The organism is Microlunatus speluncae (assembly GCF_009299835.1).
In the GTDB taxonomy this organism is placed as follows: Bacteria; Actinomycetota; Actinomycetes; order Propionibacteriales; family Propionibacteriaceae; genus Microlunatus; species Microlunatus speluncae.
The window spans coordinates 85,146-102,039 of the sequence record NZ_VKCZ01000010.1; the positions used below are offsets into that span (position 1 = coordinate 85,146).

Here is a 16,894-nt window from a genome sequence, read left to right on the forward strand (position 1 = left end):
GTGACGGATCGTTGGGTCGGTAACAAGAGGTAACCGACCCGTTCTGACACCACCCTCCCAGGAGTCTGCTTTGACCATGTCACCCCCGACCCGGACGGCGGCTCCGGCCACCGGCGCCGGCCGGGCCGTCGTCCTCGTCCTGTCCGGATCGATCTTCCTCGAGGGCCTGGACCTGTCGATGATGGGCGTCGCCCTGCCCTCGATCAGGGCCGACCTCGGCCTGTCCACCTCCGCTCTGCAGTGGGTGGTCAGTGCCTTCGTCGTCGGCTACGCCGGCTTCGTGCTGCTCGGCGGCCGGGCCGCGGACCTGTTCGGCCGGCGGCGGATGTTTCTGCTCTGGACGACGGTGTTCCTGATCTTCTCCGGCCTGGGCGGCATCGCCACCGAGGGCTGGATGCTGATCCTGGCCCGGTTCGTCACCGGGGTCGCCGCGGCGTTCATGACGCCGGCCGGGTTGTCGATCATCACCACGACCTTCGAGCAGGGGCCGCGGCGCAACCAGGCCCTGCTGGTCTACGCGGGAATGGCGGCCGCGGGCTTCTCGCTGGGCATGGTGGTCGGCGGAGTGCTCACCGCCGTGCACTGGCGCTGGGTCTTCTTCGCGCCGGTGATCATGACCGCCCTGCTGCTCGTCGTCGCCGTGCGGGCGATCCCGCGGCAGGACGCCGGCCCGGCCGGCGCCGGGCTGCGCACCTTCGACCTGCCCGGCGCCGCGACGCTGACCGGCACCATGGTGATCGTGATCTTCGGCCTGGTCCGGATCCACGAGGTCGACGCCGCCACCAGCCTGCTCACCTTCGGCCTGGCCGCGGCGCTCGGGGTCGCCTTCGTGATCATCGAACGCCGGACCCGGGCCCCCTTGATCAGATTCGGCATCCTGCGATCGGCGACGGTGCTGCGGTCCAACGTGGCGGCGTTGCTGATGCTGGCCTCGTTCACCGCGTTCCAGTTCGTCTTCGTGCTCTACCTGCAGGAACTGCGGGACTGGTCGCCGCTGCAGACCGGGCTGGCCCTGGTTGTGCTCGGCCTGGACGCACTGATCGCGCCGCTCGTGACGCCGCGGCTGGTGGCCCGGTTCGGTCATCCGCCGGTGATCATCACCGGCCTGTTGCTCGGCGCGGTCGGCTACGGGTTGCTGCTGCCGCTGGAGTTCGACCGCAGCTACGGCACCATGATCCCGGCGTTGCTGCTGCTGGCGGTCTCGTTCTCGTTCGCGTACGGGCCGCTGACGATCCTGGCCACCGATGACGTCGCCGAACGGGAGCAGGGGTTGGCCGGCGGACTGGTGAACACGTCGTTCCAGTTCGGCGCCGCTCTCGGTGTCGCGGCCGCGACCATGATCAGCATCGCCGTCGCCGGGATCCATCCGACCGAACCGGCGGCCCAGCTGGCCGGCTATCGCGCCGCTTTGGTCTTCCCGGTCGCCGGGGTGCTGGTCGCAGCCGCCGTGATCGCCACCGGCCTGTTTCGCCGAGACGTCAGTTCTGCACCGACACGCCGCTGAACCGCGTGCATTAGTGACGGGTCGGCGGAATTAGGGTGCAGGGGTGCCGAAGTCGATAGGTGAGTTGGTCGAGCTGCTGGAGCTCGAGGAGATCGAGATCGGGCTGTATCGGGCCCGGCAGCCGGACACCCTGATGCAGCGCGCGTTCGGCGGTCAGGTGCTGGCCCAGGCGTTGAGTGCGGCGGCCCGGACGGTCGAGGCCACGCGGACGCTGCACTCGATGCACGGCTACTTCCTGGTACCGGGGCGGACCGACATCCCGATCGTGTACGACGTCGAGCAGGTCCGGGACGGTCGCTCCTTCTCCTCCCGCCGGGTGGTCGCCCGGCAGGGTGGGAAGACGATCTTCTACCTCTCGGCGTCGTACCAGATCACCGAGGACGGCTTCGACCATCAGGACCCGACGCCGGAGGACGTACCCGCTCCGGACGACTGCCCGCGCTACGTCGACATCCTGGCCGGGCTGACCGGGCGGGAGCCGGCGATCTGGCAGCGTGAATACGGCGCCCTGGACGTCCGGTTTGCCGGCGACTCCCGGCCGGGCGGGGCGCTGTCCGATCCGCGGCACCCGGCGCGGGCCCGGGTCTGGGTCCGGGTCGACGGCCGGCTGCCGGACGATCCGCGGATCCATCAGGCCGCGCTCGCGTACGCCAGCGATCTGACCCTGCTGGCCGCCGCGACCGTGCCGCACGACGTCTTCATCGGCGGGCCGCAGGTGCAGGCGGCCTCGCTCGACCACGCGATGTGGTTCCTGCGCGCCCTGCGGGCCGACCAATGGCTGCTCTACGACCAGATCTCACCCTCGGCGTCGAACGCCCGTGGTCTCTCCACCGGCCGCCTGTTCCAGGACGGCCAACTGGTCGCCAACGTGGCCCAGGAAGGCCTCATCCGCCCCGCCCGCTGACCTTTCCGCCGACTTGTCAGAACCCAGTTGCGCTATAGGGCTTCTCAGTTCTGACAACTTGGTGGAGTGGGGTGTGGATAACGGCGAACGGCCCCCGACCTGGCGGTCGGGGGCCGTTCGCTCGTGGGGCAGGGAGAGCAGGTCAGGCGGCTAGCACGGACTTTCCGCGCAGCTTGGCGATCGCGTGCCGTTCGATCTGGCGGACCCGTTCGGCGGTGATGCCCCAGACCGCGCCGATGTCGGCGAGCTTGGCCTGGCGGCCGTCGAGCAGACCGTAACGACGACGGACCACGTCGGCGGAGCGATCGTCCAGCTGGTCGAGCAGCGCCTCCAGCCGGGCATGCTCCTCGGCATCCAGATAGACCTCGTCCGGGCCGGGCATCGGCTCGCGGGCGATCAGGTCACCGAGAGCGGTGTCGCCGCCCTCTTCGACCGGGGCGTCGAGGCTGACGTGCTCGCGGCCGTACCGCATCAGGTCGACCACCCGGTCCGGGTCGATGCCCATCTCGTCGGCGATCTCCACGATCTCCGGATCCCGGCCGAGCCGGCGCTCCAGCGTGCGGCGCACCGCGCCGACCTGGTTGACCTGTTCGGCGACGTGCACCGGGAGGCGGACGATCCGGCCCTGCTGGGCGATGCCGCGGCTGATCGACTGCCGCACCCACCAGGTGCCGTAGGTGGAGAACTTGAAGCCCTTGGTGTAGTCGAACTTCTCCACCGCGCGGATCAGGCCGGTGTTGCCCTCCTGGACCAGGTCAAGCAGCGGCATCTGGGATCGGCCGTACTTGCGGGCCACCGAAACCACCAGCCGGAGGTTGGCGGTGATGAAGCGCTGCAGGGCGCGTCGTCCTTCCTCGACGAGGAATTCCAGCTCCTCGGTCGAGGCCTTGGCGCGCTTCTTGCCGCGTTCGGAGTCGGTCACGTCGCCGGAAAGGATCCGCTCGGCGTAGAGACCGAGCTCGATGGACTTCGCCAGCTGCACCTCCTCTTCGGCGGTCAACAGCGGGGTCTTGGCGATTCCATCCAGATACAGTCCGACCGCGTCCTTGCCATCGATGCCTTCGGAAACACGGGATCGGTTTGCTTGAGCTACCACAGTGGCCCCTTTCTTAAGTCCGGGCCGGCGTCACTTACAGCCGTACACAGGACTCAACGCCATGGAGGGGCGAAAGGATTCCTCGGGAGCCCTGAAGATCCCCTGAGACCGGTACCGGTGAAACCCCGATACCGCAGTAATTCTTACGAGACCTGATCGATCAGCCAGGCGTATTCGAAAGCCAGCTCGCGCCAGGAGTTGTAGCGGCCGCTGACCCCGCCGTGGCCGGCGGTCATCTCCGTCTTCAGCAGGATCGGCCGGTCGGCGGCGTTGCCGGCCACCCGGCGCAGTGCCGCGACCCATTTGGCCGGCTCGACGTAGAAGACCCGGGTGTCGTTCAGGCTGGTGGTGGCCAGGATCGCCGGGTAGGCCTGGGCGCTGACGTTCTCGTACGGACTGTAGGAGCGCATGTAGGCGTAGACCTCGGGGTCGTGCAGCGGGTCGCCCCACTCCTCCCACTCGGTCACGGTCAGCGGCAGTTCCGGATCGAGGATCGTGGTCAGCGCGTCGACGAACGGGACCGCGGCGTGGATGGCCCGGAACGTCCGCGGCGCGAGGTTGGCCACCGCGCCCATCAGCAGGCCACCGGCGCTGCCACCGCGGGCGGCGAGCCGCTCCGGGCTGGTGTAGCCGCGGCTGATCAGGTGTTCGGCGCAGGCGACGAAATCGGTGAAGGTGTTCTTCTTGGTCAGCTCCTTGCCGTTCTCGTACCAGGCCCGGCCGAGCTCGCCGCCGCCGCGGACGTGGGCGATCGCGTAGACGAAGCCGCGCTCCAGCAGGGACAGCTGGGAGACCCGGAACGACGGGTCGATCGAGATCTCGTACGAGCCGTAGCCGTAGATCAGCGCCGGGGCCGAGCCGTCCAGCTCCAGCCCGGCCCTGTGCACGATCGAGATCGGGATCTCGGTGCCGTCCGCGGCGGTCGCCCATTCGCGGACCTGGACGTAGTCCTCGGACCGGTAGCGGCCGTGCTCGGGGTGGTCCAGCACCTCGACCCGCTTCCGCAGCGTCCGCTCGCCGCTGGCGACGTCGAGGTCGACCACCGAGTCCGGGGTGACCAGCGAGGTGAACGTGTAGCGCACGGTGGCCGTGTCGTAATCGCGGCCGGGCACGTGGTCGATGGTGTAGAGCGGCTCGTCCAGCTCGATGTCGGAGCCGGCGCCGAGCGCGCCGGAGTCGTCGCGGGGGAGCAGCCGCAGCCCGGTCAGCCCGTCCCGGCGCAGCCCGAGCACGACGTGGCCGGCATAGGCCGACACGTCGGTCAGCCGGACGCCCGGCTCGTGCGCCAGCACCGTCCGCCACTGGCCCGGCTCGGTCGCGTCCAGCGGGGCCTCGGCCAGGGCGAAGTCGGCGCCGCCGTCGCGCTCGGGGTCGTTGTGCAGGATCAGCAGCCGGTCGCCGGCGACCTCGACGTTGTATTCCACGCCCTGCCGCCGCGGCGCGAGCGAGCGCGGTGTGGCCTCCGGAGTGGTGGCGTCGAGGATCAGGTATTCGGTGGTCAGCTTGCTGCCGACGCCGATCAGGATCCACCGGTCGTCCCGGCTGGACTCGACCCCCACCCAGTACTTCTCGTCCGGCTCGCTGAACACGTCGACGTCGGCGGCCGGGTCGGTGCCGAGCCGGTGCCGGCGGACCAGGTACGGCCGCCAGGCCGCATCGGCCTTGGTGTAGAAGAGATGCTCCGCGCCGGCCCAGCGGACGCCGTAGACCGTGTCCTCGATCTGGTCGGCCAGCAACTCGCCGGTGGTCAGATTCTTGATCTTGATCGTGAACCGCTCGTCACCGCTGAGGTCGGTGGAGTACGCCAGCAGCGTGCCGTCGGGGGAGACCGAGAAGGCGCCGACCGAGAAGAACTCGGCGTCGCCCGCTTCGAGGTTGCCGTCCAGCAGCACCTGCTCGCCGTCGATCGGCCGCTCCGGGTCCGGCGGGGTGGCCGGATCGACGGCCGCGACCCGGCAGTGGATCGCGTACTCGGAGCCCTCGACGGTGCGGGTGTAGTACCAGTAGCCCGAGACCTGCCCGGTGCCGTCGGTGTGCCGGCGCAGCGACGGGACGCTGAGGTCGGTCTCCTTGGTCCGCGACTTGATGTCGGTGAAGATCGCCTCGCGCAGCTCGGCCAGGTGCTCGGTCCGCGATTCGGTGTATTCGTTCTCCGCCTCGAGGTAGGAGATCACCTCGGGATTCTCCTTGTCCCGCAGCCATTCGTACGGATCGGCGAAGTCGTCGCCGTGATGCGAACGGATGATCGGGCGAGGGGCGGCGACGGGGGCGGTGGCGGCGCGGGCGAGCTGGTCGGTCATAACCGCCGACCCTACTGTTCGCCACCGCCACTCGTGCGGTCGAGCCCGAGGGCGGTCTCGACCCGCGCCAGGTGGCGCTGCCAGGCGCCCTCCTCGGCCGGCAGGATCCCGGGGGCCGCGTGCTCCAGCTGCAGATGGCCCAGATAGACGCCGACCGCCAGCAGCGCGCGTTGCTCCGCCTCCTCGTCCGGGCAACCCAGGGCCCGGTACTGCTCGGCCACGTAGCCGACCCGGGCCCGGGTCACCCGCTGCATCACCGGCGCGACCAGCGGATCCCGGGCCGAGGCCAGCAGGGCGATCTCGATCCGGTCCTCCCGGCTGTCCAGTAGCACCAGCCGGAACAGCCGGCGCAGCCGCTGGGCCGGCTCGGCCTCGGCCTCGACCGCGGTGATCACGGCGGCCGTGTGCAGCCGCTCCCACGCCTCCAGCGCGGCGACCAGCAGCGCCTTCCGGTTGGCGAAGTGCCAGTAGAAGCTGCCCTTGGTCGTGCCCAGCCGCTGGGCCAGCGGCTCGACGGCAACGGCGTCCAGCCCGCCCGCGGCCATCACCTCCAGCGCGGCCTCGGCCCAGTCGTCGGCGGTCAGCCGGGGCTTGCTCTCCGTCGCGGTCCGCGACTTCCGTTCGGTCACGTCCGTACGCTACCGTATGGACAAACATACGCAACCGTACGGAGAGAACATGGCCAGCAATGTGCACGAACGCACGATCAACGCCTCAGCCACCGAGGTGGGGGCGCTGCTGGATCGGCTGGGCGGGCCGGACGATCGGCTCTGGCCGGGGCCGGAATGGGCGCCGATGATCTTGGACCGGCCGCTGCAGGTCGGCGCCGACGGCGGTCACGGATCGGTCCGCTACCGGGTGATCGAGCACCAGCCGGGGCAGCGGGTCCGGTTCGAGTTCCGGCCCGGCGTCGGGTTCGACGGCTGGCACGAGTTCACCGTCGAGCCCCTCGGCGCCGACCGCTGCCGGATCCGGCACGTCGTGCTGGCCGAGCCGCGCGGGCTGATGCGGATCCTGTTCCCGCTCTGCGTCGAGGCGCTGCACGACGCGGTCCTCGAGGACCTGCTGGACCGGGCCGAGCTGGCCGCCACCGGTCGGGTCGAGCGGCCGGCCCGCTGGTCGGCGTGGGTCCGGCTGTGGCGGCTCACCGAGGGCGCCGAGCGGCGTCGTGGCGCGGAGTACGCCGCGGCCCTCGGAGTCAGCGGGCCAGTCGCCGCACGGTGAGGATCTGCTCGGTCCGGCCGACCGGGCCGTCGAGGTCGTACACGGTGGCGGTGGTGAGGCCGATCCCGGTCGCGCCGGTCACCGCCTGCGCGTCGAAGCCGACCCAGCCGTCGCCGGCGGTGAACCGCGGCGTCCGGAACAGATGGATGCTGAGGTCGGTGTTCGGATACAGCCACTCCGTCGGCGGCAGCCGGCCGGCGATGCCGTTGGCGGTGTCCAGCAGCCCGATGAACCCGGCCAGCTGAGAGACCTCGACGCCGTCGACCAGGGCGGTGCCGGTGTGCAGCCAGGCCCGGGCCCGACCGGGCTCGGAACCGGGCAGCACCCGGAACTCCAGGCCGTCGATGAACCCGCCGTTCCACCGCGTCGCCGCGTCCCACTCCGGGATCCCGTCCGGGCCGGGCAGCGGGTCGGGCTCGCCGCCGGCGACGTCGGCGGTGTCGGAGACGGCCAGTCGCCACGCGGTCGCCCGGACCGCGGTCCGGCCGCCGACGGTCAGCGTCGCCTCGACCAGCTCGATGGTGCGGCCGGGCCTGATCACCCGGACCTCGGTCTGGAACTCCGCGGCGCCGATCACCCCGAGGATCTCGTACGTCAGCCGGCACAGCTGCAGGTCCGGCCGCGGCGCGTGCGTCTCGATCACGTGCGCCAGCAGCCCGGACACCGGGGCCATGTGCTGCTCGTCGTCACGCCAGGCGCCCTGGGTGTGCCCGGTCGGCCGGTAGCGGCCGTCGCCGAGGTCGAGGTAATAGGCGTTCGTCACAGTTGCCCACCGTAGGGCCAAGGAGCGTGGCAGGGCTGACATCGGCGCCCGGGTGGGTGACGATTGAGCCATGGGCGAGGAGGTCGAGCGGCGCGAGTTCACCCGCGCGGACCGGACCCGGTATCGCACCCGGGTGCGGACCGGGCTCGACGTGCTGGCCCGGATGCTGACCGAGGCTCGGTTCGAGGCAGACCAGCCGATGGCCGGGCTGGAGATCGAGCTCAACCTGGTCGACGGCGAGCTGGACCCGGCGATGCGCAACGCCGACGCGCTGGCGGCGATCGCCGACGAACAGTTCCAGACCGAGCTGGGCCGGTTCAACATCGAGATCAACGTGCCGCCGCGGCAGCTGACCGGGCGCGGGCTGACCTCGTTCGAGGACTCGGTCCGGGCCGCCCTGAACCACGCCCAGTCGGAGGCGAACGCGGCCGGCATGGGGCTGGCGATGATCGGCATCCTGCCGACGCTGCGGCCGGAGCACGCGACCCGGGAGAACCTGAGCGAGAACCCGCGCTATTCGCTGCTGGAGGAGGAGATCCTCGCGGCCCGGGGCGAGGACATGGAGATCGACATCGACGGGGCGGAACGGCTCCGGATGTATTCCGACACGATCATGCCGGAGGCCGCGTGCACCTCGACCCAGGTGCACCTGCAGGTCAGCCCGGAGGACTTCGCCGCGTACTGGAACGCGGCCCAGGCGATCGCCGGGATCCAGGTCGCGGTCGGTGCGAACTCTCCGTTCCTGTTCGGCCGCCGGCTGGTGGCCGAGTCGCGGATCCCGCTGTTCGAACAGAGCACCGACACCCGCAGCGACGAGCTCAAGGCCCAGGGCGTCCGGCCCCGGGTCTGGTTCGGCGAGCGCTGGATCACCTCGATCTTCGACCTGTTCGAGGAGAACACCCGCTATTTCCCGGCGCTGCTGCCGATCTGCAGCGACGAGGACGCGGCCGAGGTGCTGGCGGCCGGGGGAGTGCCGAAGCTGGAGGAGCTCAGGCTGCACAACGGCACCGTCTATCGCTGGAACCGCCCGGTGTACGACATCGCCGGCGGAGTGCCGCACCTGCGGGTGGAGAACCGGGTGCTGCCGGCCGGCCCGACCGTGCTGGACACCATGGCCAACGCCGCCTTCTTCGCGGGCCTGGTCCGGGCCCTGGCCGACGCCGACCGGCCGGTCTGGTCGGCGATGTCGTTCCAGGCGGCGCGGGAGAACTTCGCCGCCGGGGTGCGGGGAGGGATCGAGGCCGAGGTCTACTGGCCCGGCATCGGCCGGGTCTCGGTGGTCGAACTGGTGCTGCGCAAGCTGCTGCCGCTGGCCGAGGAGGGGTTGCGGCTGTGGCGGGTGAACGACGACGAGACCGATCGGCTGCTCCAGGTGATCGAGCGGCGGTGCGTCCGTGCGGCCAATGGCGCGACGTGGCAGACTGCGGAGGTGGCCGGGCTGGAAGCGTCCGGTAGCGATCGGGAAACGGCCCTGCGCACGATGCTCGCCCGATACCTCGAACTGATGCACAGCAACGAACCGGTCCACACCTGGGAGGCAGTGAGCGGATGAACGACACCGAAGCTCAGGCGGGGGACGCTGCGGCGTCGACGATCGTGGTCGGCTATTCGGCGAAGCCCGAGGGGATGGCCGCCCTGCGGACCGCGATCGTCGAGGCCCGACGGCGGGACGCGCGGCTGATCGTCGTGCACACCTCGCCGGCGGAAGAGCTCGCGACGCTCACCGAGGAGTTGGACGCGGCCGCGCTGCCGTACGAGATCCGGCAGGCTCCGGACGAGCTCGACCCGGCGGACGAGGTGATCAGCGCCGCCGAGTCGTCGAAGGCCGACTTCATCGTGATCGGGCTGCGCCGCCGCTCTCCGGTCGGCAAACTGTTGCTCGGCAGCAACGCCCAGCGGGTGCTGCTGGATGCGTCCTGCCCGGTGCTGGCGGTGAAGGCCGAGCCCATCGGCCGCGACAGCTGAGCCCGGTCCGCGCGGTGATCGACTTCGGGGCATGATCACGCGCCCGCGATCGTGATCACCGCCGTGGGCGATTCAGCGTTTTTGGGTGAGCGTGTAAGAATACGTTCAGGAACGGCTCTTGACTTCCGACGGGCCGCGCCTGCCCTAGATACGATCCGGTACGCCCGAGAGGTTCTTAGTGTCATCCTCTTCAACTCCCAACGCTGTGTCTCCCAACGCAGGGTCCTTGGGAATCCCGTCCGAATCCAGCACCGCCGAAGCTCCCCTTCAGTCGTCCCCCAGCGTCGCCGCTGCCGGGACGTCACGGGCGAGTCAGGTCTCCGCTGCGGTGGCCAAGGCCGAGGAGCCCGCCAAGCGGGGCCCCGGTCGGCCGCCGGCGAAGAAGGCCGCAGCCAAGAAGGCGAAGCTGAAGGCCGTCTCCGACGAGCCGGACGACGATTCCGACGCCAGTTCCGCTGCCAAGAAGGCGGCGAAGAAGGCACCGGCGAAGACCACCGCCAAGAAGGGGTCGGCCAAGAATTCGGACGACGACGATGACGACTCCGAGGTCTCCGAGGAGGAGCTCGCGGCCGACCTGCTGGTCGAGGTCGACGGCGACGACGTCGTGTTGACGGTGGGCAAGAAGCTCACGGTCGACGACAAGCGCCGGGCCCTGGACCAGGTCGACGAGTCCACCTTCGAGCCGCGTAAGGAGGCGACCCTGGAGAAGGAACTGACCGAGGACCAGGGCTTCAGCCTCTCCGACGCCGACGACGCGGACGAGCCGGAGCAGCAGGTCGTCACGGCCGGGGCCACCGCGGACCCGGTCAAGGACTACCTGAAGCAGATCGGCAAGGTCGCGCTGCTGAACGCCGAGCAGGAGGTCGAGCTCGCGAAGCGGATCGAGGCCGGCCTGTTCGCCGACGAGAAGATCAACGACACCGCGGCCAAGGTCAAGCCGGCGCAGCGGGACGACATGGAGTGGATCGGCGAGGACGGCCGCCGCGCCAAGAACCACCTGCTCGAGGCCAACCTGCGGCTGGTCGTCTCGCTGGCCAAGCGGTACACCGGCCGCGGCATGCTGTTCCTGGACCTGATCCAGGAAGGCAACCTCGGCCTGATCCGGGCCGTCGAGAAGTTCGACTACACCAAGGGCTACAAGTTCTCCACGTACGCCACCTGGTGGATCCGGCAGGCGATCACCCGCGCCATGGCCGACCAGGCCCGGACCATCCGGATCCCGGTCCACATGGTGGAAGTGATCAACAAGCTGGCCCGGGTGCAGCGGCAGATGCTGCAGGACCTCGGCCGCGAGCCCACCCCGGAAGAGTTGGCCGCCGAGCTGGACATGACGCCGGAGAAGGTCGTCGAGGTCCAGAAGTACGGCCGCGAGCCGATCTCCCTGCACACTCCGCTGGGCGAGGACGGCGACTCCGAGTTCGGTGACCTGATCGAGGACTCCGAGGCGGTCGTCCCGGCCGACGCGGTCAGCTTCACCCTGCTGCAGGAGCAGTTGCACGACGTGCTGGACACGCTGAGCGAGCGGGAGGCCGGCGTGGTGTCGATGCGCTTCGGCCTGACCGACGGCCAGCCGAAGACGCTGGACGAGATCGGCAAGGTCTACGGGGTGACCCGGGAGCGGATCCGGCAGATCGAGTCCAAGACGATGAGCAAGCTGCGGCACCCGTCCCGGTCCCAGGTGCTCCGCGACTATCTCGACTGATCCGACCGGATCAGACGGAACGGCCCCCGATCTGAGGATCGGGGGCCGTTCGCCGTCGTGGGGTCTGTCGCCGGCCGCTTACGTGAGGCGCTCCGACTCGTCGTGGATCTGCAAGGCGACCTGCTTCAGCTTGTCCGCGTGCTCCTTGCTGTGGTGATTGCAGAACAGGAGGTCAAAGCCTCCTGCCATGGTCACACGGACGTAGGCCTGGGCGCCGCAGCGGTCGCAGCGGTCTGCAGCGTTGAGGGCTTGGTCCTCGATCACGGAAGTGGTCACGATGGCCTCTCTTTCTCAACAAATCCGGTTCCCCCAGGTGGCAGGCCATCCCGAGTCGACCAGTACGGGCGTCGATATCTAGTGAACATCCTTCCGGGGGTGGAATGTTCCCCATTTCGTCTCATGATCGTGAAAGTCGAGTAACGATCCCCTCAGGATCGGCCTAAGCGACGCGCAGGAACCCCTCGCCGGGGCCGGATCGGGGGACTCCGCTGGCGCCTCCCGGGAACCGTCGGTGGGCGCCGGTAAGCTCACCACGTGTCAGCAGCCGCAAAGCCCACTTCCGCCAAGTCTGCAACGGAAAGCCGTGATTACGAGGCCCGACACCTGCTGGTGCTGGAGGGTCTGGAGGCGGTCCGGAAGCGGCCCGCGATGTACATCGGTTCGACCGATACCCGCGGGCTGATGCACTGCGTCTGGGAGATCATCGACAACTCCGTCGACGAGGCCCTGGCCGGATCCGGGACCGAGATCTCGGTCACATTGGGCGCCGACGGCAGTGTGTTCGTCGCCGATCGCGGGGCCGGCATCCCGGTCGACATCGAGCCGCGGACCGGTTTGTCCGGGGTCGAGGTGGTGTTCACCAAGCTGCACGCCGGTGGCAAGTTCGGCGGCGGCTCGTACAACGCGACCGGTGGCCTGCACGGCGTCGGCTCCTCGGTGGTCAACGCGCTGTCCAGCCGGCTCGACGTCGAGGTCGATCGCAGCTCGGCGGTCTGGGGGATGTCCTTCCGGCGCGGGGTGCCGGGCAGCTTCGACGGGCCGGGCCCGGACGCGAAGTTCACGCCCGGCGGCGGACTGACGAAGATCGGCAAGGCGAAGCGGGGGGCCACCGGCACCCGGGTGACGTACTGGCCGGATCGGACGATCTTCCTCAAGGACGCGCAACTGTCGATCGACGACCTGCACGCGCGGGCCCGGCAGACCAGCTTCCTGGTGCCCGGCCTGTCGCTCACCGTCACCGACGCCCGCAGTGGCGAGGCCGCGGTGGAAAAGTTCAAGCACGACGGCGGGATCACCGAGTTCTGCGAGTTCCTGGCGCCGGACCGGGCGATCACCGACGTGGTCCGGTTGCAGGGGCAGAGCCGGTTCACCGAGACCGTGCCGATGCTCGACGACGACGGTGCGATGACCCCGACCGATGTCGAACGAGACCTCGACATCGACGTCGCCGTCCGCTGGGGCGAGGGCTACTCGACGGTCTTGCAGTCGTACGTCAACATCATCCACACGCCCAAGGGCGGCACTCACGTGGCCGGCTTCGAGCGGGCGCTGACCAAGACCTTCAGCGAGGTGCTGCGCGGCACCCGGCTGCTGAAGAACGGCGACGAGATCGTCAAGGACGACGTGCTGGAGGGGATGACCGCGGTCGTCACGGTGCGGCTGGCCGAGCCGCAGTTCGAGGGCCAGACCAAGGAGGTGCTGGGCACCCCGCCGGTCACCGCGCTGGCCGCCAAGACGGTCGCCGCCGAGCTGAAGGAGTTCCTCACCTCGACCAAGCGGGAGGCCAAGGCGCAGTCGCGGGCGGTGCTGGAGAAGGTTGTCTCGTCGTCCCGGTCCCGGGTCGCGGCACGGCAGCACCGGGAGGCGCAGCGGCGGAAGAACGCGCTGGAGTCCTCGACGCTGCCGCCGAAGCTGAAGGACTGCCGCAGCAACGACGTCGACGGGACCGAGCTGTTCATCGTCGAGGGTGATTCCGCGCTGGGCACGGCGCAGCGGGCCCGGAACGGCGACACCCAGGCGCTGCTGCCGATCCGGGGCAAGATCCTCAACGTGCAGAAGGCCTCGGTCGGCGACATGCTGAAGAACACCGAGTGCGCCTCGATCATCCAGGTGGTCGGCGCCGGCTCCGGCCGCAACTTCGACCCCGAGGCGGCTCGCTACGGCAAGATCATCTTCATGGCCGACGCGGACGCCGACGGCGCTCACATCCGCTGCCTGCTGGCCACCCTGTTCTTCCGCTACATGCGGCCGATGATCGACGCGGGCCGGGTCTACACCGCGGTCCCGCCGTTGCACCGGTTCGAGCTGAGCAATCCGAAGAAGGGCCAGGAGAAGTACATCTACACGTACTCCGACGCGGAATATCAGCGCAAGGCCGCCGAGCTGACCAAGAAGGGCATCCGGTTCGGCGAGCCGCAGCGCTACAAGGGCCTGGGGGAGATGGACGCCAGCCAGCTGTCCGAGACGACGATGAGCCCGCGGCACCGGACCCTGCGCCGGATCACCGTGGACGACGCCATCCTGGCCGAGACGACCTTCGAGATGCTGATGGGCAACGACGTGGCGCCGCGCAAGGAGTTCATCATCGACGGGGCCTACGCTCTGGACGCAGCCACTATCGACGCCTGATCACAAGCTTTAGTGGGGAGCATCCCGCCCGGGACTGGGGATGTCCAGTCTGGGGACATCTGAGACACGGGATGTCTAGCCAGATGTGAGACACGCCGCTGGGCTTCGGAGTGTGGGCACCTGACTGCGTCGTGGATTTGATCCATGGCGAGATCGGATGCTCGGATGAAGCTTCTGGACGCTGCGTTGATTGCGGCCCTGACCAGCGACGCTGACGTGTTCGGCGGTGATTTCCAGCGGTGGTGCAAGATCAACAAGATTCCTCGTGCGACGGCCTATCGGCATAAGAAGCGGATCGAGGTGGAGGGTCGCTGGACGGCCAGGTCACGGCGACCGGACTCGTGTCCGCATCAGACCCCGGCCGAGGTCGAGGCCGAGGTGGTCCGGCTTCGTAGGGCTGATCCGACGGCCGGGGCGGAGATGATCGGTTACGAACTGGGCCGGGTTGCCGCCGAGCTGGACTGGGCCGCGCGGGGTTGGCGGGTGCCGTCACGGGCCACGATCAACACAATCCTGACCCGGAACGAGCTGATCGAGCCGCAGCCCCAGAAACGGCCGAAATCGTCGTTTCGCCGGTTCGTCTACGCACGTCCCCGGGACTGCTACCAGATCGACGCCACGATCGTGCATCTAGCCGGCGATCGAGAAGCGACAGTGTTTGAGGTCCTTGACGACTGCTCCCGGCTGCTGGTCGCCAGCCATGTCACTGATGCCGAGACCGCGGCCGGCGCGGTCGTAGCGATCGGGCGAGCGTTCAGCGACTACGGCGTGCCCGGGTTGGTGTTGTCCGATAACGGTTCCGCGTTCACCCAGCGGCATCGCCGCGGCGGCATCTCTCGCTTCACCCGGACCGTGACCGAGGCGGGTGCCCGACTGATCCATTCCAGTCCTTACCATCCACAGACCTGTGGCAAGGTCGAACGCCACCACCGCACCTTCAAAGACTGGCTCGCCGACCAGCCCCTGCCGGCCACCCAGGCCGAGCTGCAAGCCCTGTGTGACCGCTACCAGCTCTACTACAACACCCAACGCCGCCACAGCGCCTGGAACCAGCCACCATGGCAGACCTGGCTCGACTTATGCGACCACGGCGGCCCCGGCCGGCTTCCCGTTCAACAAGACGCCGACGTCCGTGTCCTCAAGATCAGCGAGAACGGCCGCATCACGATCGGGATCACCAAGATCAGCATCGGCCGCGGCCGAGCCGGTGAAATCGTCACCGCTCTCATCGACGGCACCCACGCCACCATCTACGCAGCCACCGGGCAACCCCTGGGACACCAACACCTCACCCACCACGGCCAAGTCAAGATCATCCCCGCCGCAGCCTAACCCCTTCACCGAACGGCAAACCCGATGGAGAACACCATCATCAACCTGTCCTCGCCCCGGCGAGGACAGGGCTGGGTGGCGACCCCGACGTCAACCGATACCCCCTGAGCGCCAGAGCATCCCGGTGGGCCCTACCGTGTCTCACAACAACCTAGACACCTGTGTCTCACATCTACCGAGACAGCACACCCGGGACTGGGGAGGGGCTCACCCCCGAGTTGTCAGAACTAGGGAACGCTATAGCGTGCTCTAGTTCTGACAACTCCGGGTTAGAGGAGTTGTTTGAGGGCGCCGGTGTCCACGTCGTAGAGGAAGCCGCCGACGTCGGCGCGGCCGGTGATCAGGGGATGGTCGCGGAGCTGGTTGACGTCCTCGATCAGCTTGCCCTCCTGATCCGGGGTGGCGCCGATCTTGAGGTCGCCGACGTCCACGCCGGAGTCGGCCTTGATCTTGGCGGCGATGTCGGCGTCGGTGCCGCTGGCCATGGCGCAGCGGGTGTGCGGGACGATCAGGATCCGGCGGACCTGGAGCTGGTGCACGCCGACGATGACGCCGATCAGGGCGTCCGCGGTCAGGTGGGCGCCGGGGGTGCGCAGGATCTTGGCGTCGCCGATCCGCAGCCCGATCATCTGCAGCGGGATGATCCGGGAATCCATGCAGGTGATCATCAGCACGCCGGCCTGCGCGATGCCGTCGAAGCCGCCGTCGGCGAACTGGCGTTGGAACTCGGCGTTGGCCCGGAGCAGGTCGTCGAAGCGATGGTCCACAGCTGCACTGTACGGCCCGGACCGGACGGATCCGGCGGGGGACCGGTGGCTGGATTCAGCCGGCCGATTCATCGGTCCGGGCTCGGTTCGCGGCGAATCGCACCAACAGCGCGACGGCGAGGATGGCGACGCCGAGCACGATCAGGATGATGCCGCCGACCGCGGCCATCAGCAGCAGGCTGCTGCCCGGCCAGATCAGCACGACGACGGCGGCCGCGACACTGATCACGCCGAGCGCGATCTGGGCGAACCGGTGCGTCCGCGTCCACTGGTCGACCACGCCGGAGACGATCGACGTGATCCCGTCGGCCAGCCAGCCGACCGCGATCAGGATCGCGATCACCAGCAGCGACGTGCCGGGCCGGAAGAAGCACAGCAGCCCGGCCAGCGCGGTCAGGCCGCCCAGGACGCCGATCACCCAGCGCCACCAGCCCGGTGCGGACCGCGCGGTCACGGCCACCATGACCCGGAACCCGCCGACGAACAGCAGTTGCAGGCCGAACAGCAGGGCCACGATCAGCAGCGTCTGCCCGGGCCAGACCAGCACCAGGATGCCGAGCAACACGGTCAGCGCCCCGAGGACGATCGCCCAGCCGCCGAGGCGGGGCGGTGAGCTGGAGACCTGGGTTTCGATCGACTCGGTGCTCATCGCTGCCTCCTGGTGGATCGACGCTCTGTCCCCCGGAGTCGTGGACCTTCTCAGGTCATT

Annotated in this window: 14 protein-coding genes and 1 pseudogene; 8 read left to right on the forward strand and 7 right to left on the reverse strand. The window is 69.2% G+C overall.

Annotated elements, in window-relative coordinates:
• Positions 1–76 precede the first annotated feature (76 nt).
• Both FNH24_RS14145 and FNH24_RS14150 read left to right on the forward strand, forming a co-directional pair.
• Positions 77–1,504, forward strand: a complete 1,428-nt coding sequence (locus tag FNH24_RS14145; protein ID WP_152362913.1) for an MFS transporter — start codon at positions 77–79, stop codon at positions 1,502–1,504.
• A gap of 43 nt (positions 1,505–1,547) precedes the next feature.
• Entirely contained in the window at positions 1,548–2,408 is an 861-nt protein-coding gene (locus FNH24_RS14150; RefSeq protein ID WP_152362839.1) for an acyl-CoA thioesterase, read from the forward strand.
• A 142-nt stretch (positions 2,409–2,550) separates the two neighbouring features.
• On the opposite strand, the gene FNH24_RS14155 is transcribed toward FNH24_RS14150, so the two are convergent.
• From FNH24_RS14155 to FNH24_RS14165, 3 genes are all read right to left on the reverse strand, one after another.
• Entirely contained in the window at positions 2,551–3,504 is a 954-nt protein-coding gene (locus tag FNH24_RS14155) for a sigma-70 family RNA polymerase sigma factor (protein ID WP_152362840.1), read from the reverse strand.
• A 143-nt stretch (positions 3,505–3,647) separates the two neighbouring features.
• Positions 3,648–5,804, reverse strand: coding sequence for a S9 family peptidase (locus FNH24_RS14160; RefSeq protein WP_152362841.1), 2,157 nt, complete (start codon positions 5,802–5,804; stop codon positions 3,648–3,650).
• 11 nt (positions 5,805–5,815) lie between these two features.
• Positions 5,816–6,433 carry a TetR/AcrR family transcriptional regulator gene (locus FNH24_RS14165; protein ID WP_217428220.1) on the reverse strand — a complete coding sequence of 206 codons (618 nt, stop codon included), beginning with the start codon at positions 6,431–6,433 and terminating at the stop codon, positions 5,816–5,818.
• A gap of 49 nt (positions 6,434–6,482) precedes the next feature.
• On the opposite strand from FNH24_RS14165, the gene FNH24_RS14170 reads away from it, so the two are divergent.
• Complete coding sequence (locus FNH24_RS14170; protein ID WP_217428221.1) at positions 6,483–7,028, forward strand: SRPBCC family protein; 546 nt, start codon at positions 6,483–6,485, stop codon at positions 7,026–7,028.
• On the opposite strand, the gene FNH24_RS14175 is transcribed toward FNH24_RS14170, so the two are convergent.
• Positions 7,003–7,791, reverse strand: a complete 789-nt coding sequence (locus FNH24_RS14175; protein WP_217428222.1) for a thioesterase family protein — start codon at positions 7,789–7,791, stop codon at positions 7,003–7,005. The genes FNH24_RS14170 and FNH24_RS14175 overlap by 26 nt on opposite strands.
• Before the next feature lie 70 nt (positions 7,792–7,861).
• On the opposite strand from FNH24_RS14175, the gene FNH24_RS14180 reads away from it, so the two are divergent.
• The 3 genes and pseudogenes from FNH24_RS14180 to FNH24_RS14190 form a co-directional block, all read left to right on the forward strand.
• Entirely contained in the window at positions 7,862–9,343 is a 1,482-nt protein-coding gene (locus FNH24_RS14180; protein WP_152362843.1) for a glutamate-cysteine ligase family protein, read from the forward strand.
• Positions 9,340–9,756 carry a universal stress protein gene (locus FNH24_RS14185; RefSeq protein WP_152362844.1) on the forward strand — a complete coding sequence of 139 codons (417 nt, stop codon included), beginning with the start codon at positions 9,340–9,342 and terminating at the stop codon, positions 9,754–9,756. The genes FNH24_RS14180 and FNH24_RS14185 overlap by 4 nt, the downstream gene beginning before the upstream one ends.
• 238 nt (positions 9,757–9,994) lie before the next feature.
• Positions 9,995–11,458: pseudogene (locus FNH24_RS14190) on the forward strand (RNA polymerase sigma factor); the annotation flags it as partial.
• Between the two features lie 78 nt (positions 11,459–11,536).
• Here FNH24_RS14190 and FNH24_RS14195 read toward each other — a convergent pair.
• Complete coding sequence (locus tag FNH24_RS14195) at positions 11,537–11,734, reverse strand: DUF7455 domain-containing protein (protein ID WP_152362846.1); 198 nt, start codon at positions 11,732–11,734, stop codon at positions 11,537–11,539.
• Positions 11,735–11,992: 258 nt separating this feature from the next.
• Between FNH24_RS14195 and FNH24_RS14200 the strand changes: the two genes are divergently transcribed.
• Positions 11,993–14,086 carry a DNA gyrase/topoisomerase IV subunit B gene (locus FNH24_RS14200; RefSeq protein WP_152362847.1) on the forward strand — a complete coding sequence of 698 codons (2,094 nt, stop codon included), beginning with the start codon at positions 11,993–11,995 and terminating at the stop codon, positions 14,084–14,086.
• A gap of 165 nt (positions 14,087–14,251) precedes the next feature.
• Positions 14,252–15,418: an integrase core domain-containing protein gene (locus tag FNH24_RS14205; protein ID WP_217428223.1), complete on the forward strand. Its 1,167-nt coding sequence runs from the start codon at positions 14,252–14,254 to the stop codon at positions 15,416–15,418.
• Positions 15,419–15,687: 269 nt separating this feature from the next.
• Here the strand turns inward: FNH24_RS14205 and FNH24_RS14210 are convergent, their stop codons facing one another.
• Both FNH24_RS14210 and FNH24_RS14215 read right to left on the reverse strand, forming a co-directional pair.
• Positions 15,688–16,185, reverse strand: coding sequence for a beta-class carbonic anhydrase (locus tag FNH24_RS14210; RefSeq protein WP_246186892.1), 498 nt, complete (start codon positions 16,183–16,185; stop codon positions 15,688–15,690).
• A 55-nt stretch (positions 16,186–16,240) separates the two neighbouring features.
• Positions 16,241–16,834 carry an HdeD family acid-resistance protein gene (locus tag FNH24_RS14215; protein WP_152362850.1) on the reverse strand — a complete coding sequence of 198 codons (594 nt, stop codon included), beginning with the start codon at positions 16,832–16,834 and terminating at the stop codon, positions 16,241–16,243.
• Positions 16,835–16,894 lie beyond the last annotated feature (60 nt).